Raw genomic sequence first — 24,852 nt, forward strand, 5'->3', positions numbered from 1 at the left:
GGCCAACACTTCACAGCTGCTTGATCTGTCGCCTTCCGTATACGACATCGCAGCGGTCTCCCTGGTGCCAGGCTCACAGCAGGATCCTTGTCTGAGGTGGCTGATGGATCACTCCACCGGCCCCTGGATTTGGGGAGCTGCCGCCACTTCCTGCTGGTACGACGCCTACTTGTCCACGAACGCCGTCGCCGTAGCGCTATATAATGCCGGTGAGCACAAGGTCGCGGACAATGCACTCGCCGCTCTTGCAGACATCGTGCCGGCCCGTCCTTCTCAGGCCCCGGAAACACTGACATTCGGTGGCCTCGTGGAGGCGCTAGACCAGGTATGCAATGAGCGAGGGTGGCCTGCGGCGGCTCACCCGGCTCCTGTCCTGGCGATCGTTGGCCGCGAACGCGTGAAGTGGCAGCGGATGCGCTCGTGGCCCGAGTTCTACAACCCTTGGCTGTCCATCGCCGGCTACTGCGCCGAGCGCGTCTACCGGGACGAGGAAGTCGATCTTGACAGATTCCTCGACCAGTTTCAGGCGCCGAATGGCTCGATAGCGAACTCTCCCGCCGCGTCAGCTTTCTTCCTGCTGGAGACTGAACGACGCGGGCAGGCAATAGTGCCGGAGCGCGGAGCACGGTTGCGGCAGTACATCCACTCCCGAACCCCTGAGTCGATCGGATACCTGGATCACGTTCCCCACTTCGTCACCGCGTGGTCGGTAATGTTCGAAAACGAGGTCGAACATCCACTGGCCCACAGTCACCCCGCCATCGCCGAGCTGTGCCGCGAACTCGCCCATCCGTCAGGGTTGCTGTGCACGGTGGGCGCGACCACGATTCCCGGTGACACCGACAGCACGGCATGCGCCATGATTGCCGCGAGAATCATGGAACGGCCCACCCCCGCGACCAGCTCGCTGGACAGAATGTTCGACGCCAGCGAAGGCGCCTACCGGACCTTCTACTTCGAGCACGACCTGTCGCTCACCACCAACATTCACATGGCAGGACTCCTCGACCTCGATGGAGACCGCGACCGGCTCGCCATGTTGTTGGCCTGGCTGGACCGTCAAACCGCTCACGAGAACACCACCTGCAAGTGGCATCTTTCTCCCGTCTACACAATGGGCGAGATGGCACGGGTGCTGGCCAGTGTCGATCACCCTGTTGCTCGTTCACTAGCCGCGGTGGCGGCACGACGCCTGCTGAACACACAGAACGGTGACGGCGGGTGGGGTCACCACGGATCGACGACCGAAGAAACCGCCTATAGCGTCCTCGGCGTCGCCTCCGTGATGCGCCACGGGCTCGTGACGCCCGACATCTCGCCCGCATTAGCACAGGCCCACATGTTCCTCACCACTCGAAACCCGGAACTGACACCTCTATGGCTTGGCAAGACCCTCTACTGCGTGCAACCGCTCGTCCCGATCCTCCGCACCGTGGCCACACAGCGCCTTGAACAGCTTTGACGCTTTCCCGTTTCAACGGGCTGTCATGACATCGCCAGGCTGTGGGACGAAGTCACCCATGAAGAGCAAGTACACCGCACGGTGAACCATTCCCCTGCCAGCGCGACCAGGTCGCAGGCCTGTTTCAGCGGCCTCCCGCACGGACTTACCAGCCCGGACCAGAGCGACCGCTCGAGCCCGGACTCGGCAGGATAGGCCTTCGGCATGATCGACAGCCTTCCAGACGACAAACCATCGACTCCGGAAACCCGAGTCCGCTACCGGGGAGTAACGCCACCCGACAACACCGAACCCAGCCCGACCAGCCCAGACGACTTCGATACAGGACTTAGAGGCCAGCCATAGTCCAGTGCCGACCTGCAGGCGCGAGGAATCAAAGAGATATTCACGGTCGCCCGGCAGGTCGGCTTCGGCGAAGCTCGGTCGCTCTGCGGGCCACCGTGAGTGCCGGGTGACGCCCGGCGTACGGACGCAGCCGGGACCGCAAACTGGTCAATGCGACGTCCGCACGCCCGGAGCACAGATGAGGATAGTCGTCAAGGAACTGTCCCCACGTATGACAGGCGCGCTCCAGTTCGCCGGCGGCAAAATACAGTTCAGCCAGTCGGGCCGAGGTAATCGCGCGAGCACGGCGCTCACCGCTGGGCCGTCTGTGCAGCGAGCGGGTGAGCGCGCTGATCGCCGCGTCGCGTTCGCCGAGGCAGGCACGGACCGCCGCGTGATGGTGCGACAGGGCAGCGCAATGGTAAGTACCGACGGGTGCAGCGAGGGCATCGTCGCGACTGAGGTAGTTCTCCGCGTCCAGCAAGTGCCTCACCGCTTGATGCTGCTCGTCCGCCGCGGCCTTGGCGACGGCGACCTGGCCGGTCAGGAACGCGCGGGTTCGTGCCGGTGCGTGCGCCGGAAGCGCGCGGACGGCGTTGAGTGCGAGATTCACCGCGTGCCTTCGGTGGCCGAGCATCCGAGCCTGCACGCTGAGGGCCCGCAAGGAGATGGCGTACTGCGTGGCGTCGCCGGCCTCATGAGCTAGCCGGAGGGCGGCCAGGTAATACCGTTGGGCGGTGCCGTGTAGTTCGTCGTCGAAACACAGAAACCCGCACAGGTAGCAGAGCTGAGCGGCCGCGGTGAGCAGGTCCGTACGCACCGAGGGTGCCGCGTTCGCCCGAAGCCACGGCCCGATCGTGGAGCGCAGATAATGCGCCAGAGCGGGGCGCGCGTGGCCTCCGCCGAACGACAGATCCGCGGCCGAGAACAAGCGCAGCATCGCACGGGCAGCCTCGACTTCCGTACGCCCGACCTTGCTCCGCCGGTCAGTGGGCAGGGAAACGGTCGCCGCGGCGGCCAGCTCGGCCCAATCGGGAATCGACAGCGCCGCGAGACTGTACAAACTTCCGGAGACCGCACTGCGGCTTGCCGCGCCGTCCTGGCACAGCTTCGTCAGCTCGGCGACGATGCTGGCACCCCAACCAGGGGGGACGCTCACGGTCGTGATGGGCGCGAAACCGACCTCCGAGACCGTGAGGCGTCGGCCGAGGTGGCGGGTGAACGCTTCGGCCACCAACTCGGGTACCGGTGTGCGGGGCCTGGAGCCGGACAACCAATGCGCCACAGCGGTGCGGTCGTAATGGAGCTGTAGTCCCAGCTCGGCGCCCAGCGCGTTGGTCCGATTCGCCAGCTTCTGACCGGTCCACCCGGATTCGGTGAGCAGGTCCCGTAACAAGTGGTTCGGCACCACCCCTTCTCCCCTTCTCCGCGCCGATCGCCCGGCGATCCAGGGCACGTCGACTCGGTACTAACCAGACAACCTGCTTGGAAGGTCCTCGATCGCCGAATAGATTCACTGAGAGAATCATACTTGACTTTTACCCGGTCGACGTCGCCTCATTCGGGGCCAATCGTGTATAGTGCGACCGGCTTATCGACTACTTTTGGTGAAAGCCGGTAAGTGCCCTACAGCAAATCGAATTACCTCTGCACACCTTGTACCCCGTGGGCGATCTCCAGAAAAGCTGCTTGAAGAATACGTTCACCAAGGCTGCGATGCCGTATCGGCACGGAAAACGCGATGACCTTCGCTCCGGAATACTGATTACGCGATCAGAGTGATCCTCGCAGCGACCTCATACTGTCCGTGACAAGACGGCAGCAGGCTCGATGACGACCATCGCCCCTGAGCGGGACCTCCGGCAGGATCTTGATTACTGCTTCTAGTATAGGCGTTTGTGACACCTGAGCGCATCGAGACGATAGGGTCCGGAGGTTTGCCTCGGTGAGACGTGGTCCTCTCCGCAGGATGGCAGTACGTACTCGCGCAATTCGCGGTAGGTGTCGTAGCCGATGGGCGTACGCCGTGCGACAGCGTGACGATGTTCGTCTGTCCGGAGGTGTTCACTGTAGCCCGAAGTGACGGTTCCGGTGAAGAATTCGGCGACGCTGCCGGATCCGTAGCTGAGGAATCCGATGGACCGCTCGGTCAGATCGCCGGGGCTTTCGAGTAGTGCGGCCAGTCCGATATACATGGAAGCTGTGTAGCTGTTTCCGATCTCGGAGTTGTAGGCCGTAGTGCGCCCGACGGCCTCGTCGACGCTCTGCCGCTCGGTCGTCTGTCCGTAACAACTCAGGAGATGCCGGTGCGCCTTGTGGGCCATTCTCGTGAAAGGCTGGTGATAACAGAACGCGGCGATCTCGCTGAGCGCACGGCCGCCCTGCTCGGTGTAGTCCTTCCAGGTCCCTTCCACCGCGCGGAGGTAGGCTTCGAGGGACAACTTTCCGTCGACGATGGCGGTGGTGCGATAGTTCGGCCTCCAGAAGTCCATCACGTCGCTGGTGAACAGGCCGGATGGCTCGTCGATCCGGAGCAGGGCGGGCTCCGCGGAGACCAGCATGGCGACCGCCGCCGCGCCCTGAGTCGGTTCGCCAGGGCTGTCCAGCGGGTACTTCGAGATGTCTCGCCGGCGATGACGAGCACCTGCTGCCGCCGGTCACCTCGTACCAGGGCGGCGGCGAACTGCAGTGCGGCCGCGCCGCTGTAGCAAGCCTGTTTCAGTTCCACGACCCTGGTGGATTCAGGCAGGCCCAGCAAGTGGTGGACGTAGATGCCCGCGGCTTTCGACTGGTCGACGGAAGTCTCGGTGGCGAACAGGACCGTGCGGATCCGGCTGTGCCCGTGCCGCTCGAGAATGGGAGCGGCCGCGGCCGCTCCCATCGTCACGACGTCCTCGTCCGCCGCCGGGACACTCATCGCGCGCTGGCCGAGCCCCACATGGTATTTGTCGACGTCGGTGCCGGTGTGCCGGGCCAGTTCGGTATGCGGCAGAACGAATTGAGTGGTCGCGAACGACAGGTCGTGGATCCCGACTGTGTCTTCAGGCGGCATGGCTCAGACCTCGGCTTTTGTCGGTTGGTCTCCGCGTTCCAGCTGGACGTGTGCGTGCATGAGCTCGCCGGGATTGGTCTGGGCCGCGAGTAGCGAAAGTTCACCGCAGAGCACGGTGGCAGCGGCGATGACGGCGAGCCGTCGTGCGTTGTCACCGGAGGGCCGTCGTTCACGGCAGCCGAGGCGGGTCAGGTTGGTTTCGACGAAGTCGAGGCTCTTTCCGTTGCCCACCGAGCCCACGATCAGATTCGGCAGCGTGCAGGAGAAGTAGAGGTCGCCGTCTCGATCTTCGGCGACGGTGATGCCTTGAGACCCTTCGACGATGTTCGCCGCGTCTTGCCCTGTCGCCAGATAGAAGCCGAGCAGCATGTTCGCGTAGTGCGCGTTCGCGGTCCGGATCCCCCCGGCGAGAAGGGTGCCGAGCATGTTCTTCCGCACGTTCAAGCGTGCGATCTTTGCCGCCGTGGTTCGGAGCTGGTCGGCGACGATCCGTGCCGGAACGAGTAGTTCGGTGACGACGTTCTTGCCACGGCCGAGGATTCCGTTGACGGCGGTCGCTTTCTTGTCGGTGCAGTAGTTGCCCGAGATCGAGCCGTAGGAGATCCCCGGCATGGTGCGCAGAAGGTGGTTCAGGAGCGCGTCGGCGGCCAGGGTCACCATGTTGTGCCCGGCCGCGTCACCGGTGGTGAACTCGAACCGGATGAACAGCAGGTTGGCGGTGATCTCGTGGCGAACGCCGACCAGCTCGATGAACCTGCTCACCGTGCCGGAAACTTCTCCCAGTTCCCCGCGCCGCTCCTGAAGCTGCCGGGCCGTGGCATACGCGGTCTGTGCGTCCGTAGCTTCCACCAGCACGGATCGAGTCATGCGCTCGTCAACGAGTGTGGCAACAATTCCCGGCTCGGTCAGCATCGAGATCTTCGCGCCGCGGCCGACGGACGGCCAGAGCGGGGATTCGTAGGTGGCGATGGGGACTTCGGTCTGGGTGACCGCGACGTTCCCCGAAATCCTTAACGGGCCCACCCACCGCATCGGGACACCAGCGACCCCAGGCACGCCGCCCATCGGGACCCCTCCGTTTTCATCGCCGTCCATTCTGGGGCACACCTCCCTCACGCGCGTGGCCTACACCATTTCGGCTTGCTTCCACCACCAGTAGACACGTCGCCGGGCGAGGCGGACCAGACTGATCAGTAACCGCCTCGTTGAATGAGGTGCCATGTTGAAAGCCAAGCGGAGGAAGAAACACGCAAGCGACACCGACGTGGCGTGGGCCGCCCGCAGTCGCCTGCGGACGGCCCACGCGCTTACCTCACTGTCGCTGGCGGCGGGTCAACCAGTGCATGATCGCGCCGAGCACGATGCCCCGAAGCGGACACTACCCCCCGCTCTCCTGGACACCGCATCACGCCTGATCATCGAGCTGACTCCCACCGGAACGACAACACCCCAGCAGCTCGGCCGCGCCCAACCCCGCCGGTTGTACCGCGACACCCTCGATGGAACCACGACCGACGTCATCGGAAGAACACGGCTCCTGACACCGAAGGCCGGTCACGGCGGACCTAGCGGATAGCCGAAGACAACGAACTCCACCGCACCGAGGCCGCCCTCCGCGACACCACTCCGCCCTTGATCATCATCTCCCCAAGTCCCTGAAGCGCCGCACCAGCGCGGCACTTCAGGAATTCAACAACGACCAGCATTCAACAGGACGTGCATACGCACTACTAGCCGAACGAAGCGGTCAGCGGCTCTACTTGAAGCGAACAGGAGGTCCATCGGTACCGTCGATCATCATGTCGCACCGGACACCCACCTGCGGCCACAGAACGGCCTTACCTCAGTGCCACGAGCACTTTCGACGACTCACGGACGAGGGACCGAATAATTCACGACCGTCGAGAACCTCGCCTGCCACACCAGAGAAACCGACCCATTCTTCATTCAACTCCGTCAAAGTCAGACGGCAACAACCTCACCACCTCGTGGACCGTCATGGTCGAACACGCACTGGCTGGTGTCCCGGACATCCCCACAGCGGCAGCGGAACTGCTCCACACCGACCTGAACCACCCATCCGGCCTGATGGGCACGGTCGGCGACACCACCATCCCCGGCGATACGGACAGCACCGCCTGCGCGATTTTGGCCGCCCGGATACTGGGCCTGCCCGCCCCACCGTCATCGACCAAAATCGACCAGCTCTACGACCCCGACCAGGGCTGCTACCGAACACTCCTGTTCGAGCACAACGGGTCGCTGAGCACCAACATCCACGTGGACGCCGTACTGGCCCTGGTGCTGGAATGGCTCACCGATGCGATGACCCGTGAGGGCACCCCACTGTGCAAGTGGCACCTGTCACCGATCTACGCGATGGGTGAACTGGCCCGTGTCACAGCCACTATCAGTCACCCACTTGCGACCGGCCTCCACTCGATGGCTACCGCCCAGCTCTTGGCACTGCACAACACCGACGGCGGTTGGGGAGCACACGGTTCCACGGCCGAAGAGACCGGTTATGCCGTCCTTGGCCTAGCCGCCGCACCGATTCCACTGGCTCCGTCCCCGACGCTCTCCGGCACGCACATCGCAACCTCGATGCGAGGCCCGCCCCGCGAGATCCCGCTGGGGCTGGGCAGACACTCTACTGCGTAGGCACACTTGTACCCGTCCCACACCGCACCGCACTGGCACGGATCGAACAACTCTTCCCTGCATGACACTACGAGATGGAGTGGCCATGACAACGCACGTTCCTGCCTCTGCGATTCCTGATGCCGATCAGATTCGTCGCAGGCGGATCAGCATAGCCGCCATGCCCGATATATGGGATGTGGCCGCGTGCGGGCTGGAGATCAGCGGCCTCGAGACACACATGGCACGACTGCGAATGGGAACCGAGGGCGTCCGCGCAAACGGGGGATCAGCCGAGAGCGAAGCCGCCACCTACCTCGTCCGGGAACCGTCCTACGTCCCCTACCTATCGACAGCAGTGCTCCGCTATGAATCAAGTGACAACCGCTGCCGGGAAGTACTGGACTTGGTCTGCTCACCCGAAGCACACGCCGCCATCCTGTCCAGCCCGATAATGGCCACGGCCCCGGTAGTCGCGGCAATTGTACGCCAAGCGTTCTGGGGTGGTCCCGCGACCCGTGCCGGCCGAGGGGTGGCGACACTCATCGAGATACTCCCAGCCAAAGGCAATGAAGTGGATCGAACGCTTCGCGAGTATCGAGATCACAACGCAGAAACAGCGCAGGACGCGGCCCACATGGCGGTGCGTAACTTTATCGGCGCCTTCGCGGCCTGGGAATTCATTCGCTCAGACGGGCAAATTTCCGAACTGTGTGGTTCGGTGCTCTGCCTTGCGATGTTCTTCGACCATCACGGTACCTCCGACGCCTACATCGCCGCGGCCAGCGAAGCCCTCGCCTGCCTCGACGGCCCTGCTGCGACACAGGCATTGCGCGAACTGGTGACCATGCTCGCTGTGATCGGCCACCGGAACGAGGTAACGCGGGCGTCCGCACGGATCGCCGATCTCGCCGCGTTTCTGGACGCGAGCGGCGAGCCCGTGGCTCCCCAGGAATTTCTCTGGGCCCGTTCGTGGGATGCAGGTATGACGCCCTATTCACCGCTTGGTCATGGGTACGGCCGAGCACCGGCATCTTACCGACGAACTCGGCGCCTGCATTGCCATGGCAAGAATGCGAGGCGTGCGGCGCGCACCCGATGGCCTCTTCCGTTACAATGAAATGGTCGATTTTGCTCCCGACCTTGACAGTCAGGAATGCTTCAATGAAGTCCTCCTGGCGCTGGCGATGGGCGGTGAGCGCGCGGTGCGCGGCTTCGCCAATGCCACCGCACAGATCATCGGCGATGTGCTCGCCTGTGAATGCAGCAAACAGGGCCACGACGAAGCAGCCGAACTCGCCATGGGCGGCTGTATGTGGGCCCTGCTGACGCCCCGCTACTCCAGCCGTAAGCAGCTCATCGCCTTCAGCGCCAACGAGACCCTGAACGAGTTTTACCGGTGGCGGTCCCCCGGTACGCGGCTGGAAACGGTAGCCCGCATAACCCTCCAACCAGGCTACGCCCTGCACTCGACCGACTGGCGACCATTGTGGACACTCGCCGAAGCCACCCCCAGCGAGCCAGAGATGCCGTGGGTCGCTGAACTCGCCAGGCGTGCGGTCAGGCGCAGTGTTCCCGCTGGGACAACGCTCACCGACCCGCGGGCCTGTGAAGCGGCCGCGAAGTCCGTACTCGCCCACTGCGATGTTCTCGACGACTCCACCGCGCTACGTGCCGTGGCCGAAGAATGGTGCCTGTTCTTCGACACAGTTCTGGTCGCCTCATCCACAGTCAGCGCGGGCAGCCAGGCCATCCGGCAGGAGCTCCGCGATCTGATCAACCGAATCTGGCAACACACCATCGTCGTCGATGGTTCCACCGATGCGACAACCCACTCGGACGAGCGGTTGTTCCTGGACACCGACCGAACCATCCGGCGTACCTACACGCTGGCACCGGCCGAAGGACTGACCATCCGGCGGGCCTTCTTCGGAGTAGTTACCAGTGCCGTCGAACTTAGCGGGCTCAACCCGTTCGGGCGTTTGGTCGACGGCGGCAGCGCGATCGTGTCGAATCACAGCTGAACTCGGGCATCGACCGTTGTTCGGACACTGCTGGCCTGGTGGCCGGGGCGACCCCAATGCCGCTGCTTTATGAGGTTCCCCCGGTTCACCGGACACGGTGGCGTTGCCCTTGTCTCCGGACAACCGGGGAAGCTCAGCTCGTGAGACGTGCTGGTAATCCATATTGCCCACGCGGCTTGCCCGCGCTTACGCGCCGACTTCCGAGTGAGCGGCTCGCGACAGCACCGCGACATCGCGAGCACTGTGGGTCCTCACACACGCGGCCCCGCCCACGCCGTTCGCGGTCTACTCGTGGTTCGTCCGGGTCATCGGCGCCGGCTGGCACAGGTGAACAGCCGCAACAGCGTGGGCACCCCGTGTCGGACCCATCCTCAGCCTGGTCATTGACCTACGGCGGTGTTGCGGGTGGCGGGTGTGGTGTCAGGGGCAGTTGACCGGGGGGTCCCCGCGGTTCACGGTGCAGGTGTCGGTGCCCGGCCCGCCGTCCGCGATCCCGTAGTTCTGGTTGACGGTGAGGGTGTCGTCGCCCGGGCCACCACCCACGATGTGGGTGGGCACGTTCACTCGCACGGCGATGATGTCCTCACCCAAGCCGCCCATCACCGCCCCGAAGTTGGACTCGATGAGGGTGATGGTGTCCATCCCCGGGCCGCCCGTCACGGTCCCAATGTTGAGCTGGTTGACGGTGATGGTATCGGCGCCCGACCCGCCCGTTACCGCCCCGAAGTTGCGCTCGTTGACGGTGATGGTGTCGGCGCCCGCGCCGCCGTCCACGGTCCCGCGGTTCTCCCTGACGGTGATGGTCTCGTCACCGGCGTCGCCCAGGATGGAGCCCCCTTCCCCGACCATGACGATATTGGGGAACCTGTCGTCTCCGTCGCCCAGTCCCGCCAGGCCGCCACCGCCCCGCACCGTGCCGAAGACGAGCGTGTCGTCGGTGATCTGGAACTCGTCCGCGCCGGCTCCGCCTTCCACCTTCCCGCTGAACTGCGCCAGTCCAGCCTCGCGTCTGAACTGCAGGGTGTCGTTGCCGGCATCGCCGGTGAGGTAACTGCCGGCCGTGGTGAATACGTCGCCGAACGTCGCGATCAGTGCGATGTCGTCGTCGCCGTCGAGGAGATCGCCGAGGAGGGGGCCGCCACCGCGAATGGTGCCGGAGAGCGCGGGCGCCGGGTCTTCGCGGTCGGGCCTGACCGTGATGGTGTCTCCGCCCGTGCCGCCGTTGACGGTGCCGGCGACCTGCCCACCGAAATCGAGGGTGTCCTTCCCGGCAAATCCGTTGACGGTGGCGCTGGCCGCCAGCCCGCCGAGGCACTCGATGACGTCGTCACCCGCGGTGCCGCTGATGACCGTGCCGGAGACCGACCGGCCGTTGACGGTGCAGGTCGACCCCGCCGCCCACGCCGGAGTCGCGGCCGGTACGAGCAAGCCGGCCGCGAGCGCGACGGCCGCCACCGCGAGGACCGTCCACCGTGCCCCGTGGCGGGTGAAGCGGGACCGGCCGGTAGTGGTGTTCATCGGGACCAGGGCTCCTTCCGCCGTGCCCTCGCCGGGGCAGCCCCTGCGGCCTCCGGCCGAGAGCCCATGTCTCCAGGCCACCCGCTGCGCGGGCGCGGAACCGGCAACCGGACACGACCCACTGGACTATCCGCGCCACCCCCTTCGCCCGCACCCCCAGCGACGCCCGGTTCACCACTTCCACCCTTTCGTGGAGCCGTCGCCACCCGTTCAGCCTGACCCGTCCGGTGCTCGGAACCGGTGGCCGACCGTGCCCCTCGGGGTCCCCGGTCAACGTGTGGTCCGCGGGGCCGGTCTCCCGGCGAGGCAGCGGGGCCGAGGTGCCCGGGCCGCCGCCGGCTCGCGGTCGCGGGTGCCGGTGTCAGCAGTTGATCGGCCGTTTCCCGGAGTTGACCGTGCAGGTGTCGTTGCCCAGACCGCCGTTCACGGTCCCTTCGTTGATGTCGACGGTGAGGGTGTCGTTGCCCGGGTTGCCGTCCGTGGTCCCGTTGTTCACGCGGACGGCGAGGGTGTCGTTGCCCAAGTTGCCAGCCACGGTCCCCGCGTTGATGTCGACGGTGATGGTCTCGTCGCCGTCGTCGCCCAAGAGCGATCCCGAGGCACCGACAAGGATGCCGGAGTCGCCCGTGGGGAACCTGTCGACTCCGTCGAGCAGACCGCCCAGGTCGCCGCCGCCGCGCACCATGCCCTCGACGATATTGCCGTTGAGTCGGATCTCGTCCGCGCCGGCTCCGCCCTGCACGTTCCCGCGGATCGTCCCTCGGAGGCGCGGCTGGTCGGTCGCGAAGTTCAGGGTGTCGTTGCCGAGGCCGCCGTGGACGGCGCTGTCGGCTGTGGTGAAGTCATTGCCCGTCCTCAGGGTCAGGGTGATGACGTCGTCGCCGTCGAGGAGGTTGCTGAGGAAGGCGTCGCCGCCGCGAATGATGCCGGCGTGCACAGGCCCGTCACCCTCGACGTCGATGGTGTCCGGGCCCCCACCGCCGTTGACGACGCCAGTGTCGGTGACCCCGCTCGAGATGGTGATCGCGTCCTTGTCCCCGCCGCCGTTGATGGTGCCGGACAGCTGACCGCCGAGGCGGATGCTGTCACTGTCCGGGCCACCGTTGACGGTGCCGCCGTTGACGGTGCCGGGGAGCTGACCGTCGAAGAAGATGGTGTCCTTGCCCCCACCACCGTTGACGACACCCGACAACCGGCCGTCGAAGCTGATGATGTCGTCGCCAGTGCCACCGTTGACAGTGCCTGCAACGGCCGCGCCGGCACCGCCAACGATCTGATCGTCGCCGGTGCCGCCGTTGACGGTGGTGCCGGCGGCCACCCCGCCGGGGCACTCGATCACGTCGTCGTTCGCCGTGCCGTTGATGACGGTGCCGGTGACCGAGGTGCCGTTGACCTGGCAGGTGGACGTCGCCGCCCAGGCGGGCGTGGCGGGCAGCGCGAGCAACCCGACCGCGACCGCGACGACTGCGGTGACAGGCCGCTGCGACGCGCGACGCCGGGCGGACCGAGAGCGGTGGAACGCGGGCTCGTTTGTGGTGGTGGTGTTCATCGCGACCAGCTCCTTCCGCCGTGCCCATCTCGGGCACGGGCCCCCACCGCCGGCCGGGGTCCCGCAGCCGCCGGCCACCCGCTGCGCGGGCGCGGAACCGGCAACCGGACACGACCCACCGGACTATCCGCGCCTCCCCCCACCCCCGCACCCGCACAACACCCTCGGCTCGCCACCTCCACCCGAACGAGGAACCGCCATCACCCCTACGGCCCACCGCCGCCCGGGCTGGACAACCGCCCTACCAGCACCAACCAGTACCCATGAGTCAGTCTCCAGGCCCGCCACCGTCACGTCGTAAGGACTGTTTACGGCGGCGAGCTCTACACGCCCCTCGAACGCGGCCCTCACCCGGAGTGGCCGCTCCGCGGGCAACGCCATCGCCGCGGCGAATCTGTGGGGTGGGGCCGATGTGAGCGCGGCGGCGCTCGCGCAGATCGAGCGCCTGGCCGCGGGGGCGGATCCGCGGCTTCATGGTGGTGCGAGCAGGCGTTGCAGTGGCGGCCCTTCAACGGTGCGGTCGAAACTCGGAAGCAGGTGTGGACGCAGGTAGCTTCGGCTGCCGGGTGGTCAGGGGTCACGGTGCAGGTGACCTCAGACCGGGCGCCGATGCCGGTGTTGCCGCAGTGTGCACCCACCATGTGGGAGTGGACCGACCCGGAGGAGCAGCCGTTGGTGCTGGAATCTCGCCTGCGGAGATCACGTTCACCGGTTCGGCGAGCCCTGTCATGATTTCCGTGTAAGCCACGGATGATTTCTTGTCTGATTCTAGTGGAGTGGTAGCCGGTCTGGCCTTCGACGCCGACGAAGCCCCGGTATTCATCGGCCAACCCGAACCAACTGCCCGACCTCGGCGACGTGTGGAGCAACGGCGACGAGCGCCTGGTTTTCGTCGTGGAGCGCGAGTTGTGGGCCCGCCGCAAGCACGGCGTGGACTTCTACGGCTGCTACCGGCTGGGTCCGGACGGCCGGGTCACCGACCGGATCTGGGAAGAAACGGGGTTGTACGACCAGCCCGGCAAACACCGCATGGACGGGCGCTTCACTCACAGCGGCGAGTACCTGATTCTCACTCCTGTCTTCAAGTCCGGCGGCCGCCAGCGCATACTGCACGTGGCCGACGGCACCATGCGTACCGTCAGACTGCCCGCCACCACACACCTCTTCGACCACGCCGACGGGCTCTGGTGGACCCGCACCGAAACCAAGGTCCTGCGCTACCCGGACAACGAAGTCTTCTGACCACGACCGGTGCGGCCGCCCTGGGCCGCGGTGGCGTGTGAAGTGGCTCGGGGGTGGCGGGACACGAAAGGGTGATCGCGGCGGCGGTGCGGTGTTGTCGTGGATTGGCCGTGTTGTACTGGGCTGCAGTCGAGGTGCGCGCCTCTTTTGTCAGTTCGGTCCGGGCCTGTTACCGGTGCGGACGGGGTCGGCGGTATCGCCTGGTCGCGGTGGCGTGGGTGTCCGTTTGTCCCAGGGTGCGGGTCCGAGCCGATCCGTAAACGGCCGCGGCGTCGTGGTGTTCGCGCGGTGCCGGGCGGCCAGAGCAGGAGAGTGCCGGATGACTCAAGACACTGATTCCCCGCCGGTTCGCAGCTGTTCCGCCGGGCGGCGGTGGGCGCTGCTCGCTGCAGCCGCGGCGGTGACGACCGCCGGCGTGGTCGCAGTCCCGCCGACAGCCCGCGCCGCGGAGACTCGGATCTACGACGAACCCGGGCGATACACCTTCACCGTGCCCGACGGGGTCACCGCGCTCACCGTACGCGTGTGGGGAGGCGGAGGTGCCGGCGGCAACGGCGGGGGCGACTACGACGAAGGCATAGCCGTTCACTCCGAGCGGGCCAGCGGCGGAGGTGGCGGCGGTGGCGGTGGCGGCAGCTACCTCGAATGCGCGCTGACCGGGGTCAACCCAGGGCAGCGCTACATCGTGACCGTCGGCGCTCCCGGCTCGCGTGAGCTGACCGACGACATCAAGCGGATCATCAGTCTTCTCCAGTCCGGCGAAATCAACGACGCCGTTGGCGAGCTCATATCGATTCTGCCCAGTGCGTTCCCTGTTGTCCGACGGGCTCTGAACCTCGCACTGAGCGGCGATATCGATGGTGTCCTCGCCCTGCTCGTCGCGTTCGTCGTGGACGGTGGGAATGTGACGGGCGGCGGCAGCGCCATGGTCGGTGCCGGCGACCCCGCCACCGCAGTTCGCGCCCCGGGCGGCAACCCCGCAGCCAACGGGGGCCAAGCCCTGAGAAAGACCGGCGGCTCGGGCGGGACCGGCGCGACCGGTGCCAACGCGCCGACGTGTACCGGTGCCCACGATGTCACTGCGACTGTGGTCAATACGGTCTCCGGTGGCAACGGCAGCACGGGTGGAAAAGGCACCACCGGGTCTCGCGGCAACGGCGGCGCAGGCGGTACCGGCGGTACCGGCTTCGGCGGCGTGGGCGGCGGAGGAGGCGGAGGCGGCGGAGCCGGAACCAACGACGGCTTCGGCGGCAAGGGCGGAGCCGGAACCGACCAGGGTGAAGACGGCGACACCGCAATACGGATCAACATGGGCAGAGGCGGTACCGGCTCCCCTGGGAGGGTAGCCCTCACCTGGTAACCGCCCCATCCCATACCCGGGTCGGCGGCAACCGACAGCACGCCGACACCGCCGCCGACCCGGACACCGCCCTCCCGCCGAACCGGACCCGATGCCTGGTGCCCCACCATCTCAGTGTTCTCCTCACCGACCCTGCGCACCTCGCTCCCGCCACCGGCCGTCACGCGCTACGCTCGCGAAACTGAGCACCGCTTCGGAGAATCGCCGATCCCCGCACCGAACGCTCCTGCCTCGGACAGCAGATCCGGCTCATCCGCCGGAATCAGCGGGTATCCGGCACCGTGGTCACCGCGCGGTGACGTCGTCGCAGTGCCTCCTCGATCCGGGCCTGGCTGCCGCTCTCATCCAGGCTGTCAGCGCACAACCGGTCGAAGATGTCCTGGTAGACCTGGACGCGCCGCGGGGCGCTGGTGATCAGCAGTCCGCTCGGCTCCGGCGCCGCTTCCTCGTACGCGGTGTGTCGGCCGCCGATATCGGTGGTGATCACGAAACGGCCCGCCGGGAAGGGAAGCGCGGGCGCGGCCCGAGGATGGATCACGACACTGACGTGCGGTGCACCAGCACGATCCTGAAGAGCCCTGAGCTGCGCGGCCGCGATCTCCGGATCGGGCTGTCCGCGCTCGAGCCGGCACACCGCCTCCTCTCCCATCACGAAAACCGCGCGGGCCGGCGACGGGCGATCCAGCACCGCCCGGCGCCGCGGCAGCAGGGCCGCGCCTATCGCCGCGAACGCCGGCAGGTAACTGGCACGGCATTCCCACACCAGCTGCGCGAACGCCGGGATCATCAGCTGCTCCGGAAGATTGAACCCGCTGACAGACCGGATCGTCACCGCCTCCTCTTCCGCACGGCAGCGATCCAACACGGTGGCACGAAGAGCGGCAGTGTCCACAGTGTCCACAACAGTCACATTCCTTTCCTCGGCAACACTGACTTCCTGACCTGGCACGGCAGTCCACCGCGATCAGACGGCCAGGCCGGGCCAGCTCGTTCAGGGCACCGTTTTCAGTGCGTGGCGGGTCCCGTGGGCGAGCAGCAGCAGGGTCCAGTCCGATCTCTGGATGCCGGTCATCGCCTGCCACCGGAAGCTGAAACGCAGCGCGTTCTCCGGCCAGGACGACCCTGGATCCCCAGCGTGGACCTGTTTCCTGATCAGGAAGTCACTGCTCACGACGAACCGGTAGTCCCCGGACAGATCGGCGACGGCGGCACCGGCGATCAGTGAACCGTCCCGCGGCATCTGCGCGAGGCAGGAATAGAGCACATTCCACGACAGGTGACGCCACCCGGACCGCATACCCCGCACGATCGACGCCGCGCTGCGCAGCCGATCACGGACCCGCGTCAGCCCGTACGCGTCGAACACGTCCTCGGGCAGGGCGAGAATCTGCGCGGGTGCTGGAAACACCCACTCCCGGCCCACCGGCGTGTCATACCCCGCGCCGAGCCCGACCGCGGCGTCCCGGTACAGGGTGCGCGCGCACCCGAGCGGGATGGTGCACCGGAAGACCGCGCCGACCAGCGCGTCCCACAGATCGCCCGACCGGGCCCGCGCCACCGGGCCCGCCGCGAGCAGCACCTCCCGCAACCGGAAGCCGGTTGCGGTGAGCACGGCCGGGTCGATGACGTCGACCCGCGGTTCGGTGTCCAGCCGCCCGGCGACCCACTCCAGGCTGATCTCGTGCCCGCCGTCCGGCGACGGGGAGGCGACCACCAGCCACACCGACTCCGAAGACCACACCAGTCTCCGCAACCGCCCGTCGTCATCAACCCGCCAGCCAGGATGGTCGGCCATCACCCGCGGCCGCCGCCCCGCCCCATCCCGCCACTCACGAGCCGACGCCGTCCCAGCGGTCACCGGCCGACCCGGTTCCGCAACGTGGCCACGACCAGCTCGGCAGCCTGCCCCGTCATCGCGCACAGATCACCGCTGGCCACGGCATCGTCGACCAGGGAGACCCCCACCGCCACGTCGTCGGCCAACCCGCCCGTGACCGTGCAGACCGAGAGCCGCTCCTGCCTCGCCGCGACCGCGGGGAATCCCCCAACCCGCAACTCCCGCCACATCCGCTCCTCGCCAGGCGGACGTGAGGGGTAGACCGCGCTCAACCCTTGACGGTACTTCGTCGCGAAGGCCACCCTGACAACCCGCGCGGTCACCGGGTTCTCCCACAAGCACGCCGGTCCCCGCGACTCATCGCGGTCGATCTTCCCCCTGACCTCGGCGCCCAGCACCTGCCGAACCTGCGCGGGTGCGAGGGCCGTCGTGCACGGATCACCGGACAGCACCGAGAACGGCAGCGGATCCCGCACCGCTGGCGCACCCGCGTACGGCGGCACCAATGTCGTGGCCCCGATCGTCCGGGTCGTCGTCGGCGACGGCACAGGTGGCGACGGGTACGGGCCGCACCCGCCCAACATCACCGCGACCGCCGACAAGCACGCTCCCCACCGCAACGCGGGCCCGGACCGCAGGGTCATGCCGCCGCCTCGACGATGATGTCGCCGCTGACCAGACATCACCACGGACCCACGCAACACGAATTCCCCTCTACAGCCCCGAAAGGCCTGCTAGGACGCGGCGGAGTACCGCCGCGAGATCGCCTTCTTCAGAACCGGACTCGAACAGATCACCGCTGTGAGACACCACGTCACCATCAGCGCTGATCAACGCCGACGGCAGGATCACCATCGGTGTGAAGGTCAACGCAACGTGCCGGTCACGACGCCCGGCCAGGTACGCATCTGAATCGCACCGGTAGGTCGACAGTGGCCGGTCACGTACCTGCGCCCACCAAATCCGAGCACTTGCAGAGATAGAGCTGTCGGAGACAGCGGCCGACAGCCACGTCGTGGCGACTCTGTCAAGCTCGTCCAGACACCTGAAACAGTCCACCGGAGACGGTCGCGTACGAAACTGCGGTACGCCGCGACGCCCTCGGCTGACATGCTCAGCGCGAATAGATGCCGGCAGGCACAGCGGGAGAATGATCTGGCACTGGCGCGTTGCGTCGAGATCCAGCGCGTGCACGATGCTCGAATGAGCCGCTGACACACCGGTATTACCGCAGGACATCCCGCCGATGAGGCGGTGTCCATCGCAACCGACCAACGTCGTCCCGACCTGCGATTGCGGTGTCAATACTCAGATGGCGCTTCGCTTCTACCTGTTGAAGCGTGATGTGCCAAGCATCGGGCGACTTTCACTGTAATTCCTTCTCAATACGATGGGGGCGAATTGCCCTGGTAGGCACTGGACCTGCTCAGGCGATCCCCAGTCGAGGACTAGCCAGACCGAACTTCCACCGGCACATGATCTTGCGCTCCTTCAGCTAGCCCCACCAGGGCGCCCGCCCATCCGTAACCGGAAGCTCACCGGAAGCTTGCTACGCTTGACCAGTGGCAATGCGTGCATCAGGCTGACGGGAGGATCTTGATGAAAGAGCCACGGCGTGCGCTCGTCACTGATCGTGAGCGCGCAGGTCACACGCAGGAAAGCCTGGCCACCGCACTCGGCGTTGACGTAAAGACCGTCCGCAACTGGGAGAACGGAACCTACAAACCCAGAACTCCCGATCTCCATCGGCGCCTCGCAGAAGAACTGCGCATCACGCGCCGCCAACTTACCCTCCGCTTTGATCACACAGCCCACAACGAAATCGATCCCCCAGATCAACTTGCGGAACATCAGGCACGCCCGCCTCGCTTGGCGTCGGTCCTCGAAGAGGCGCTCGACAGCGAGGAAGCCGACCGGCTGTCCTACTCATTACACTGGCCAGAATCCGTCGACCACAGCACTCTGGACATCCTCCAAAGATGCCTTACATACATTAGACACGCAGAAGACGATACATCTTCATCTGCCGTGATTCCTGTCGTCGGCGAAGTTCAAAGGATTGCAAACAGCTTCGCTAATGCATCTCGCGCAAGCATCCGTCGCCACGCAACTGGACTATTGTCCGAGGTCGAACAGTATCGAGGCTGGCTGGCGATACCCAGCAGGGACTGGCACACAGCGCAGCGGCACCTCGATCGAGCAACAGTGGTAGCACTAGAATCGGATGACCCGCTCCGTTTGTCGACGGCGCTCAGCTTTTCCGCCTACTCAGCTTTGAGGCGATTCGATTTGAGTTCTGCGGATGCCCTCTCGGAGGCGGCACTACGAGATAAACGAGTGCATGCAGGTCTTCGTGCTTATGAGCTGTTTCAGCGAGCTGAGATTTTGGCGCGTTCGGCCTTGCGAAAAGCAAGCGTAGCTCTCCTTCTGTCCGCTGACGGTCTCGTTGAGCATTTGCCTGATGACACGGACCTTCCGTCTTCGGGCTATTGGTATACGCCGCCCTTCTTTCTTGGGCAAAAGGCGTTTGTGCTGCGCGCACTCGGAGACTATTCGGGTGCAAGACAGGCTGCGGTTGACTGTCTGGCCGAGATGCCACCGGACTGGTCTGAGTCAGAGTGGGCGGCGCGACGACGCGAACTTGCCGGCGCAGGGTGAGTCGCCATTGGTCAGCTCCGGCCAGAGCGATCCAAAGGGCGAATCGAAAGTTTGGTAGCCTTGACCTGCGGCGATGCGCGTCGCAGGGCGGCCGAGAGGACTTTGATGAAGACTCCACGGCGCGGCCTGATTGCTGATCGTGAGCGCGCAGGTCACACGCAGGAAAGCCTGGCTGCCGCACTCGGCGTTGACGTGAAGACCGTCCGCAACTGGGAGAACGGAACCTACAAACCCAGAACTCCCGATCTCCATCGGCGCCTCGCGAGTGAATTGCGCATCACTCGCCGCCAGCTCACCCTTCGCCTCGACCCTTCCGCCGCCAACGTGTCCGCCTCATCCGATCAACATCACGACGATGAACGATCAGGTAGCGGACCTCTGGTCCAGGATCGAACCGCTGACGCTGACGGGCTGATACGCACTCGTGAGAGCCTCGCAGACTCGCGGGAGGACACGTCCTGGCCGGCGGTCGGTGCCCTGAGTCTGGTGCACAACGATATTCCGCAGCTTCGTCGGGTTCTGGACACACGGGACCAGCCTGTGGACGGCCCTATTCGCCCGCTGCACGAGCTGACGCTCGCCGTTCGTGCAGTAGTCGGGCTGAGGCTGCAATCGGACTATGCCGTTCTGGCTGCTGCCGTCGTTGACCTGCTCCCGGAACTGCACAGGGCCGTCCTCACGGCGCCGTCTGGGCTTGAGGCGGAATATGCCGGCCTGCTTGCTCGTGTCTATCGGGCCGCTGACGCGATCGCGGACAAGCACGGGTACTACGACCTCTCGGCGCGGATTATCGATTTGATGAAGGATGCGGCGCAGCTGTCCGGAGATGACCTTCTCGTCGGCAGCGCCGCATATGTGCGGGGCGAAGTCTTCTTCGCATCCGAGGATCTGGAAGCTGGCAGGCTGATGCTGACGACTGCCGCCGACAGGATCGACGTCAATGCCTCCGAGACCGCAGCGGCGACGTACGGGACGTTGCACATGAGGGCGGCCGTGATGGCCGCGCGGGCGGGACGCGCACTTCGAGCGCGTGACCACATCGAGGAGGCACAGCAGGCAGCGCGGCAGGTCGACGAGGGTGTCCACCTGGGAACAGCGTTCGGGCCACCGTCAGTACGTATCCATTGGCTGGCGCTCTCGGTGGAACTTGGCGACGTCGGCGCCGCATTGCGCCTCGCTAGCGGCTGGGCGCCGCCGACCAGGATGCCAGCCGAGCGCCGCTCGCACTTCTACATCGATCTGGGACGCGCGTTTCACCTGGCTGATCAGCCCGCGCGGGTGTTGAGCGCGTTCAGGGAGGCCAAGCGCATCGCTCCCGAGCACGTTCGTGAGCATCCGCAGGTCATCGAGGTGATCGACCACCTTGAGCTCACAACGCGCGGTGACTTGCGTGACGCCTTCAGCGATTTCGCAGCCACCCTGGCCAAGCCGCAAGGCCGAAGCTCCTTCGGGCCGTAGTCACGACGCGAGCAGACCAGGAAGGTCTGCGAGCGAGTCGATCACCCAGTCCGCGTTCTCGCGCACGACCGGGTCATCCGCCCACAAGTATCCGAGCGGGCCTCGGCGGATCAGCGCACATCGCAAGCCAGCCGAGCGGGCGGGCACGATGTCGTTGTCCCGATGATCCCCGACGTAAAGGATCTCGTGCGGGCCCCCAGGAGCAAACTCGATCACTTTGCGGAAGAACCCGGCATCCGGTTTCGCGACACCCCACTCCCCGGACGTGGCGATGACGTCGACGGGCAAGGCGAGCCGTCGGAGCAACCCGGCGGCATTGTCCGTCTGGTTGCCGGCGATCCCGAGCCAATAGCCCGCCGCCTTCAGGACTTCGAGCGCATGCCGTACGTCGGGATAGAGATCCGACTCCTCGATCCGTTCGCCAACCCCAGCCTCCTCCCGAAGCCGACGCTCGGCGACCAGATCAAAGCCGGGGCGAATGAGCTGAAACGCTTCTGCGTTGTTGCGACCAGCCGCGGTAACCGCGCCGACGAGACCGGACAGCGTGTTCAAGGGCACGCCGAGCCGATCGGCCCACGCTCCCCACTCCCGGTCGTCTTTGATCAAGGTTTCGCCGACGTCGAACACCACGGAGCGGATCACGAAGCGTCTACCCTTTCTCTCCTGGTCCACAGGCGACTACCTGGCCTGCCATGTGCCGTCTACGCGCCCGAAGCAAGCCTCGCAATACCGGCCTACACCGTGGACCTGACCCTATCGGGCGCACCCAGACGTCCAGAAGGCGGAACACGTTGACGGCTTGCCGCAGGGCGATCAGGCACGCTCAATAGACAGCGATCCGGGTCTGTACACCGAATGGGTGACCCGCCCAGAATTTACTGATTACGCAACGTTGTTTCCGCTGGTCAATATATCTGACCTTCCGGTTGCTTCCGGTCACCGCCCGGTTGACCTTCCTGGTCGCCACACCACCTCGTCATGAAGATCACCCCATCACATTTTCGAGGGGTTGATGCACGTGGCTTCCGGTGCCGCCGTTCCGCGGTTGATTCCGTCAGAGCACCTGGCTCATCACGAGGATTACAGCCGTGCGCGGTTTATCGACGCGCTGGTGGGCGGTAAGGACCACTACGAACTGGACCGGGAGCTAGCGGGCAAGGTCCGCCGGGCCCTTCCCGATGGGGCCGATGCCGCGGGTCGCTTGTTCGTGGAGGATCGCCGCTTTCAGCTGCGGGTCTGCGAGATGATGCTCCGGCGCACGCCGGTGACGACGTTCGTGGTCTGCGGAGCCGATCAATGGTCCGTGGACGGAGATCCGCTGCACGACCGTATTCACCGAACGCGCCCCGATGCTGCCGTGATCTATGCCGAGCCGGAACCCGTCATCCTTGCCCACGCACTCGGTGTCTACGACACGGCCATCAACGCACGCTCGTCCATGGTCCGTGTCGTCGAGGCCGACATCTACGATCCCGGTTTTCTCCGCGAACTCTATGAGACGCCGCACGTTCCGCTCTATTCCGGGGAACCCATAGCGGTTCTGCACTGCGCCACTCTGCCGTTCGCACCCGCCAGGGAGGAAGGGACCACGGCGGACATCACCACTGGGCTGATCGACACGCTCCCGGACGGTTCGTTCCTCGCGCTCACGCATCTGTGCGCACCCGAGGAACCCCACCGAGCCAAGGCGGCACAGCGGGCAGGCGAAGAACTCGCGGCGCAAGGCCTCGGGACACGCCCTTTCCTGCCGCGAAAAGACATCGAGGCGCTGTTCGGCGACCTCGAACTGTTCGTTCCCAACGCACTGACACAAAGTCGGGAACCTGTTCCGTGCTCGGAGTGGTATCCACCCGGCCCGTTCCGCGAGCGCTACGCCATCGATCAGTTCAACCTCGCGGGCCTCGCCCGCAAAGGAAAACCCACGCCGATCGCCTAGCCATCCACATCACTGGGAGGGCTGCCCCGGCCAGCCTTCTCGCCCCCAGGGGAGAACACAGTGCCTGAACCATCGCATTCCACGACGACTGTGGACGCGAGACCGACGTTTCTTCCGGCGCTGGTGCTGTCCGCGACCGAGGAGTATCACCGCGATCACGTGGTCCCGCGTCAGATTCATCGAGACAGATCAGCGGTAGCGCGCGGTCTTGTCGCCGAGCTCGTCCTCGGCGGCGCGGTGAGCGTCCGCAGTGGACGTGTCGAGGTTCTCGACCCTGCGGCGGTCGAGTGTCTGGCCGCGCCGTGTGGTCGCGCGATCCTCGCGACCCTGTCTCGAGATCTCGGTGTCGAGGACATGCTCGCTGCGATCGAGGGACCGGCGTACACGGTCGCGTGGACGGCGGTGCAGCGGGGGCATGCCGCACGCAAGGGTCTCTTCCGGGGCTGGGTCCTGAAGAGTCCGGAGTTCACGTTTTTCTGGCATCGCATGCTCGCCGCCGCTCACCAGGGCGGCACCCCGGACGACGGCCGGGCCGCTGCGCTCTGGACGATTCTGGACGAGGCGGGCCTGCACCGCGACCAGCTGGACAAGCCGGGGTTGCAACCGCGCAGCCCATGCCCGGAGTCGCTGACCGGCCTGCTCCTGCGCGGCGACGCGCCCCACCACCGGGCGTCGTCGCGACGGCGCCTGCGCCGCTGACCCGGCGCCGCATTCGTCATCCCCTGATCCCGGAGAACTCCCGATGAGACCTACTCTCCTTCGTCACAGGCTCGCCCGCACCGGCATCCGTGCCACAGTCACTGCCGCTCTGCTCGCCGCCACGGCCGGTTGCGGGCTCCTCGGCGGCGATCAGCCCGCTCCTGGTCCGGGTATTCCGGTCAAGGTCGCCGCGCTGGCGCTGGCGGATGTGGCACCGCTGCACATCGCGATCGACCACGGGCTTTTCGCCCAGCGGGGCATCGCGGTCACGCTGGTCCCGGCCGCGAGCGGGCAGGACGCGATCACCAAACTCCACAGCGGTGACGCCGACATCGCCTACGCGGGCGACATCGCCGCCGTCAACGCCGTCAACGGCGGTCTCCCGCTCAAGATCGTCGCCGAGGCCGCCGTCGCCGGCAAGAAAACCATGAGAGTCCTCGCCCGCACGGACGGACCGGTGCAATCGGTCACGGACCTGGCCGGGAAGAAACTCGGCCGCAACGCCGAAGGCGGCGTGAGTGACACGCTGACCAAATCGCTGATGGCCGACCACGGCGCCGACCCGACATCGGTGACCTGGGCCAACCTGGAATTCGGGGCCATGGCGGCCGCGGTGCTGCGGGACGACATCGCGGCCGCGTTGTTCCCCGAGCCGTTCGCGACCGCGGCGGAGAAACAGGGGCTGCGCCCGATCGCGGATCCGGCGACCGGCTCCGCGCAGGACTTCCCGATCGGGCTGTATGGCGCCATCGACAAGTTCGCCGCCGCCAACCCGGCGGCGATCACCGGTTTCCAGCTCGCCATGCGCGACGCGGCGGCAGCGGCGATGGCGAACCGGAAGCTGGTCGAGGACACCGCGGTCAAGCACCTGAAAGGGATCGACGCCGACACAGCCGCCCTGATGGCGCTGCCGGTGTACCGCAGCGACCCGATCATGACCGAGCTGCAGCGTGTCCCGGACCTGATGCGCCGCTACGGCGTCATCGACCGGCCGATCCGGATGGCCGACCTGATCATCGCGCCGCCACCGAACCAGTAGTCACGGCCCCTCGCTTGCTGAACGGCAGTGTGCTGTCCCCACGTCGGCCTGCCC

The 24,852-nt window shown here is 66.1% G+C and carries 22 protein-coding genes; 11 read left to right on the top strand and 11 right to left on the bottom strand.

What is annotated here, in order from left to right; translation table 11 throughout:
- The first annotated feature begins 103 nt into the window (after positions 1 to 103).
- Entirely contained in the window at positions 104 to 1,462 is a 1,359-nt protein-coding gene (locus AMYAL_RS0135965) for a prenyltransferase/squalene oxidase repeat-containing protein (protein ID WP_143267993.1), read from the top strand.
- Between the two features lie 385 nt (positions 1,463 to 1,847).
- Here AMYAL_RS0135965 and AMYAL_RS0135970 read toward each other — a convergent pair whose 3' ends face one another.
- The 4 genes from AMYAL_RS0135970 to AMYAL_RS0135980 all read right to left on the bottom strand — a co-directional run bounded on the left by AMYAL_RS0135970 (position 1,848) and on the right by AMYAL_RS0135980 (position 5,933).
- Entirely contained in the window at positions 1,848 to 3,197 is a 1,350-nt protein-coding gene (locus AMYAL_RS0135970; RefSeq protein ID WP_020636143.1) for an NsdA family TPR-like regulatory protein, read from the bottom strand.
- A gap of 472 nt (positions 3,198 to 3,669) precedes the next feature.
- A complete protein-coding gene (locus tag AMYAL_RS50215) occupies positions 3,670 to 4,347 on the bottom strand; it encodes a hydroxymethylglutaryl-CoA synthase (RefSeq protein WP_209447269.1) in 678 nt (225 codons plus the stop codon).
- On the bottom strand, positions 4,278 to 4,838 hold the full coding sequence (locus AMYAL_RS50220; RefSeq protein ID WP_209447270.1) for a hypothetical protein: 561 nt from the start codon (positions 4,836 to 4,838) through the stop codon (positions 4,278 to 4,280). The genes AMYAL_RS50215 and AMYAL_RS50220 overlap by 70 nt, the downstream gene beginning before the upstream one ends.
- Before the next feature lie 3 nt (positions 4,839 to 4,841).
- Positions 4,842 to 5,933 carry a hypothetical protein gene (locus tag AMYAL_RS0135980; protein ID WP_020636144.1) on the bottom strand — a complete coding sequence of 364 codons (1,092 nt, stop codon included), beginning with the start codon at positions 5,931 to 5,933 and terminating at the stop codon, positions 4,842 to 4,844.
- Between the two features lie 903 nt (positions 5,934 to 6,836).
- On the opposite strand from AMYAL_RS0135980, the gene AMYAL_RS0135985 reads away from it, so the two are divergent.
- The 3 genes from AMYAL_RS0135985 to AMYAL_RS0135990 all read left to right on the top strand — a co-directional run bounded on the left by AMYAL_RS0135985 (position 6,837) and on the right by AMYAL_RS0135990 (position 9,502).
- Complete coding sequence (locus AMYAL_RS0135985; RefSeq protein WP_020636145.1) at positions 6,837 to 7,499, top strand: hypothetical protein; 663 nt, start codon at positions 6,837 to 6,839, stop codon at positions 7,497 to 7,499.
- Positions 7,500 to 7,584: 85 nt separating this feature from the next.
- Positions 7,585 to 8,598: a hypothetical protein gene (locus AMYAL_RS49605; RefSeq protein WP_143267992.1), complete on the top strand. Its 1,014-nt coding sequence runs from the start codon at positions 7,585 to 7,587 to the stop codon at positions 8,596 to 8,598.
- Positions 8,561 to 9,502: a hypothetical protein gene (locus AMYAL_RS0135990; RefSeq protein ID WP_093976684.1), complete on the top strand. Its 942-nt coding sequence runs from the start codon at positions 8,561 to 8,563 to the stop codon at positions 9,500 to 9,502. Before AMYAL_RS49605 ends, AMYAL_RS0135990 begins: the two co-directional genes overlap by 38 nt.
- A 420-nt stretch (positions 9,503 to 9,922) precedes the next feature.
- Here the strand turns inward: AMYAL_RS0135990 and AMYAL_RS48020 are convergent, their stop codons facing one another.
- Positions 9,923 to 11,020: a hypothetical protein gene (locus AMYAL_RS48020; protein ID WP_051137592.1), complete on the bottom strand. Its 1,098-nt coding sequence runs from the start codon at positions 11,018 to 11,020 to the stop codon at positions 9,923 to 9,925.
- A gap of 361 nt (positions 11,021 to 11,381) precedes the next feature.
- Positions 11,382 to 12,569, bottom strand: coding sequence for a hypothetical protein (locus tag AMYAL_RS0136000; RefSeq protein WP_026467736.1), 1,188 nt, complete (start codon positions 12,567 to 12,569; stop codon positions 11,382 to 11,384).
- Positions 12,570 to 13,427: 858 nt separating this feature from the next.
- On the opposite strand from AMYAL_RS0136000, the gene AMYAL_RS0136005 reads away from it, so the two are divergent.
- Positions 13,428 to 13,811 (top strand): hypothetical protein, encoded by a 384-nt coding sequence (locus AMYAL_RS0136005; protein WP_020636147.1) that lies wholly within the window; start codon positions 13,428 to 13,430, stop codon positions 13,809 to 13,811.
- A 400-nt stretch (positions 13,812 to 14,211) separates the two neighbouring features.
- Positions 14,212 to 15,171: a hypothetical protein gene (locus AMYAL_RS0136010; RefSeq protein ID WP_020636148.1), complete on the top strand. Its 960-nt coding sequence runs from the start codon at positions 14,212 to 14,214 to the stop codon at positions 15,169 to 15,171.
- Positions 15,172 to 15,433: 262 nt separating this feature from the next.
- Here AMYAL_RS0136010 and AMYAL_RS0136015 read toward each other — a convergent pair whose 3' ends face one another.
- From AMYAL_RS0136015 to AMYAL_RS49610, 4 genes are all read right to left on the bottom strand, one after another.
- Positions 15,434 to 16,072 carry a Scr1 family TA system antitoxin-like transcriptional regulator gene (locus tag AMYAL_RS0136015; RefSeq protein ID WP_039794673.1) on the bottom strand — a complete coding sequence of 213 codons (639 nt, stop codon included), beginning with the start codon at positions 16,070 to 16,072 and terminating at the stop codon, positions 15,434 to 15,436.
- A 90-nt stretch (positions 16,073 to 16,162) separates the two neighbouring features.
- Positions 16,163 to 16,912: a DNA glycosylase family protein gene (locus tag AMYAL_RS46975; protein ID WP_020636150.1), complete on the bottom strand. Its 750-nt coding sequence runs from the start codon at positions 16,910 to 16,912 to the stop codon at positions 16,163 to 16,165.
- A 113-nt stretch (positions 16,913 to 17,025) separates the two neighbouring features.
- Positions 17,026 to 17,652: a DUF3558 domain-containing protein gene (locus AMYAL_RS48775; RefSeq protein WP_167336186.1), complete on the bottom strand. Its 627-nt coding sequence runs from the start codon at positions 17,650 to 17,652 to the stop codon at positions 17,026 to 17,028.
- A 70-nt stretch (positions 17,653 to 17,722) separates the two neighbouring features.
- Positions 17,723 to 17,863: a hypothetical protein gene (locus AMYAL_RS49610; RefSeq protein WP_020636153.1), complete on the bottom strand. Its 141-nt coding sequence runs from the start codon at positions 17,861 to 17,863 to the stop codon at positions 17,723 to 17,725.
- 744 nt (positions 17,864 to 18,607) lie between these two features.
- On the opposite strand from AMYAL_RS49610, the gene AMYAL_RS48780 reads away from it, so the two are divergent.
- Positions 18,608 to 19,666: a helix-turn-helix transcriptional regulator gene (locus AMYAL_RS48780; RefSeq protein WP_093976682.1), complete on the top strand. Its 1,059-nt coding sequence runs from the start codon at positions 18,608 to 18,610 to the stop codon at positions 19,664 to 19,666.
- Positions 19,667 to 19,771: 105 nt separating this feature from the next.
- Entirely contained in the window at positions 19,772 to 21,124 is a 1,353-nt protein-coding gene (locus tag AMYAL_RS46985) for a helix-turn-helix transcriptional regulator (protein ID WP_093976681.1), read from the top strand.
- On the opposite strand, the gene AMYAL_RS0136055 is transcribed toward AMYAL_RS46985, so the two are convergent.
- The gene (locus AMYAL_RS0136055) at positions 21,125 to 21,766 is read right to left on the bottom strand and encodes an HAD family hydrolase (protein WP_020636157.1); all 642 of its coding nucleotides are present in this window, start codon (positions 21,764 to 21,766) and stop codon (positions 21,125 to 21,127) included.
- Positions 21,767 to 22,142: 376 nt separating this feature from the next.
- Here AMYAL_RS0136055 and AMYAL_RS0136060 point away from each other — a divergent pair, with 376 nt between their 5' ends.
- From AMYAL_RS0136060 to AMYAL_RS0136070, 3 genes are read left to right on the top strand one after another with little or no spacing between them, the layout of a single operon-like run.
- Complete coding sequence (locus AMYAL_RS0136060; protein WP_167336187.1) at positions 22,143 to 23,060, top strand: SAM-dependent methyltransferase; 918 nt, start codon at positions 22,143 to 22,145, stop codon at positions 23,058 to 23,060.
- Positions 23,061 to 23,120: 60 nt separating this feature from the next.
- Positions 23,121 to 23,759, top strand: coding sequence for a hypothetical protein (locus tag AMYAL_RS0136065; protein WP_143267990.1), 639 nt, complete (start codon positions 23,121 to 23,123; stop codon positions 23,757 to 23,759).
- 43 nt (positions 23,760 to 23,802) lie between these two features.
- Positions 23,803 to 24,798 carry an ABC transporter substrate-binding protein gene (locus AMYAL_RS0136070; RefSeq protein ID WP_020636160.1) on the top strand — a complete coding sequence of 332 codons (996 nt, stop codon included), beginning with the start codon at positions 23,803 to 23,805 and terminating at the stop codon, positions 24,796 to 24,798.
- The last annotated feature ends 54 nt before the right edge of the window (positions 24,799 to 24,852 follow it).

The organism is Amycolatopsis alba DSM 44262, from assembly GCF_000384215.1.
GTDB classification, from domain to species: domain Bacteria; phylum Actinomycetota; class Actinomycetes; order Mycobacteriales; family Pseudonocardiaceae; genus Amycolatopsis; species Amycolatopsis alba.

Bases quoted from the DNA above. Each gene is read 5' to 3' on its own strand.
- AMYAL_RS0136000 (WP_026467736.1), bottom strand. From the start codon at position 12,569: ATGAACACCACCACCACAAACGAGCCCGCGTTCCACCGCTCTCGGTCC.
- AMYAL_RS50215 (WP_209447269.1), bottom strand. From the start codon at position 4,347: ATGCTGGTCTCCGCGGAGCCCGCCCTGCTCCGGATCGACGAGCCATCC.
- AMYAL_RS0135965 (WP_143267993.1), top strand. From the start codon at position 104: ATGGATCACTCCACCGGCCCCTGGATTTGGGGAGCTGCCGCCACTTCC.
- AMYAL_RS48775 (WP_167336186.1), bottom strand. From the start codon at position 17,652: ATGACCCTGCGGTCCGGGCCCGCGTTGCGGTGGGGAGCGTGCTTGTCG.
- AMYAL_RS46985 (WP_093976681.1), top strand. From the start codon at position 19,772: ATGAAGACTCCACGGCGCGGCCTGATTGCTGATCGTGAGCGCGCAGGT.
- AMYAL_RS0135980 (WP_020636144.1), bottom strand. From the start codon at position 5,933: ATGGACGGCGATGAAAACGGAGGGGTCCCGATGGGCGGCGTGCCTGGG.
- AMYAL_RS49610 (WP_020636153.1), bottom strand. From the start codon at position 17,863: ATGGTGATCCTGCCGTCGGCGTTGATCAGCGCTGATGGTGACGTGGTG.
- AMYAL_RS49605 (WP_143267992.1), top strand. From the start codon at position 7,585: ATGACAACGCACGTTCCTGCCTCTGCGATTCCTGATGCCGATCAGATT.
- AMYAL_RS50220 (WP_209447270.1), bottom strand. From the start codon at position 4,838: ATGCCGCCTGAAGACACAGTCGGGATCCACGACCTGTCGTTCGCGACC.
- AMYAL_RS0135985 (WP_020636145.1), top strand. From the start codon at position 6,837: ATGGTCGAACACGCACTGGCTGGTGTCCCGGACATCCCCACAGCGGCA.
- AMYAL_RS0136070 (WP_020636160.1), top strand. From the start codon at position 23,803: ATGAGACCTACTCTCCTTCGTCACAGGCTCGCCCGCACCGGCATCCGT.
- AMYAL_RS48020 (WP_051137592.1), bottom strand. From the start codon at position 11,020: ATGAACACCACTACCGGCCGGTCCCGCTTCACCCGCCACGGGGCACGG.
- AMYAL_RS48780 (WP_093976682.1), top strand. From the start codon at position 18,608: ATGAAAGAGCCACGGCGTGCGCTCGTCACTGATCGTGAGCGCGCAGGT.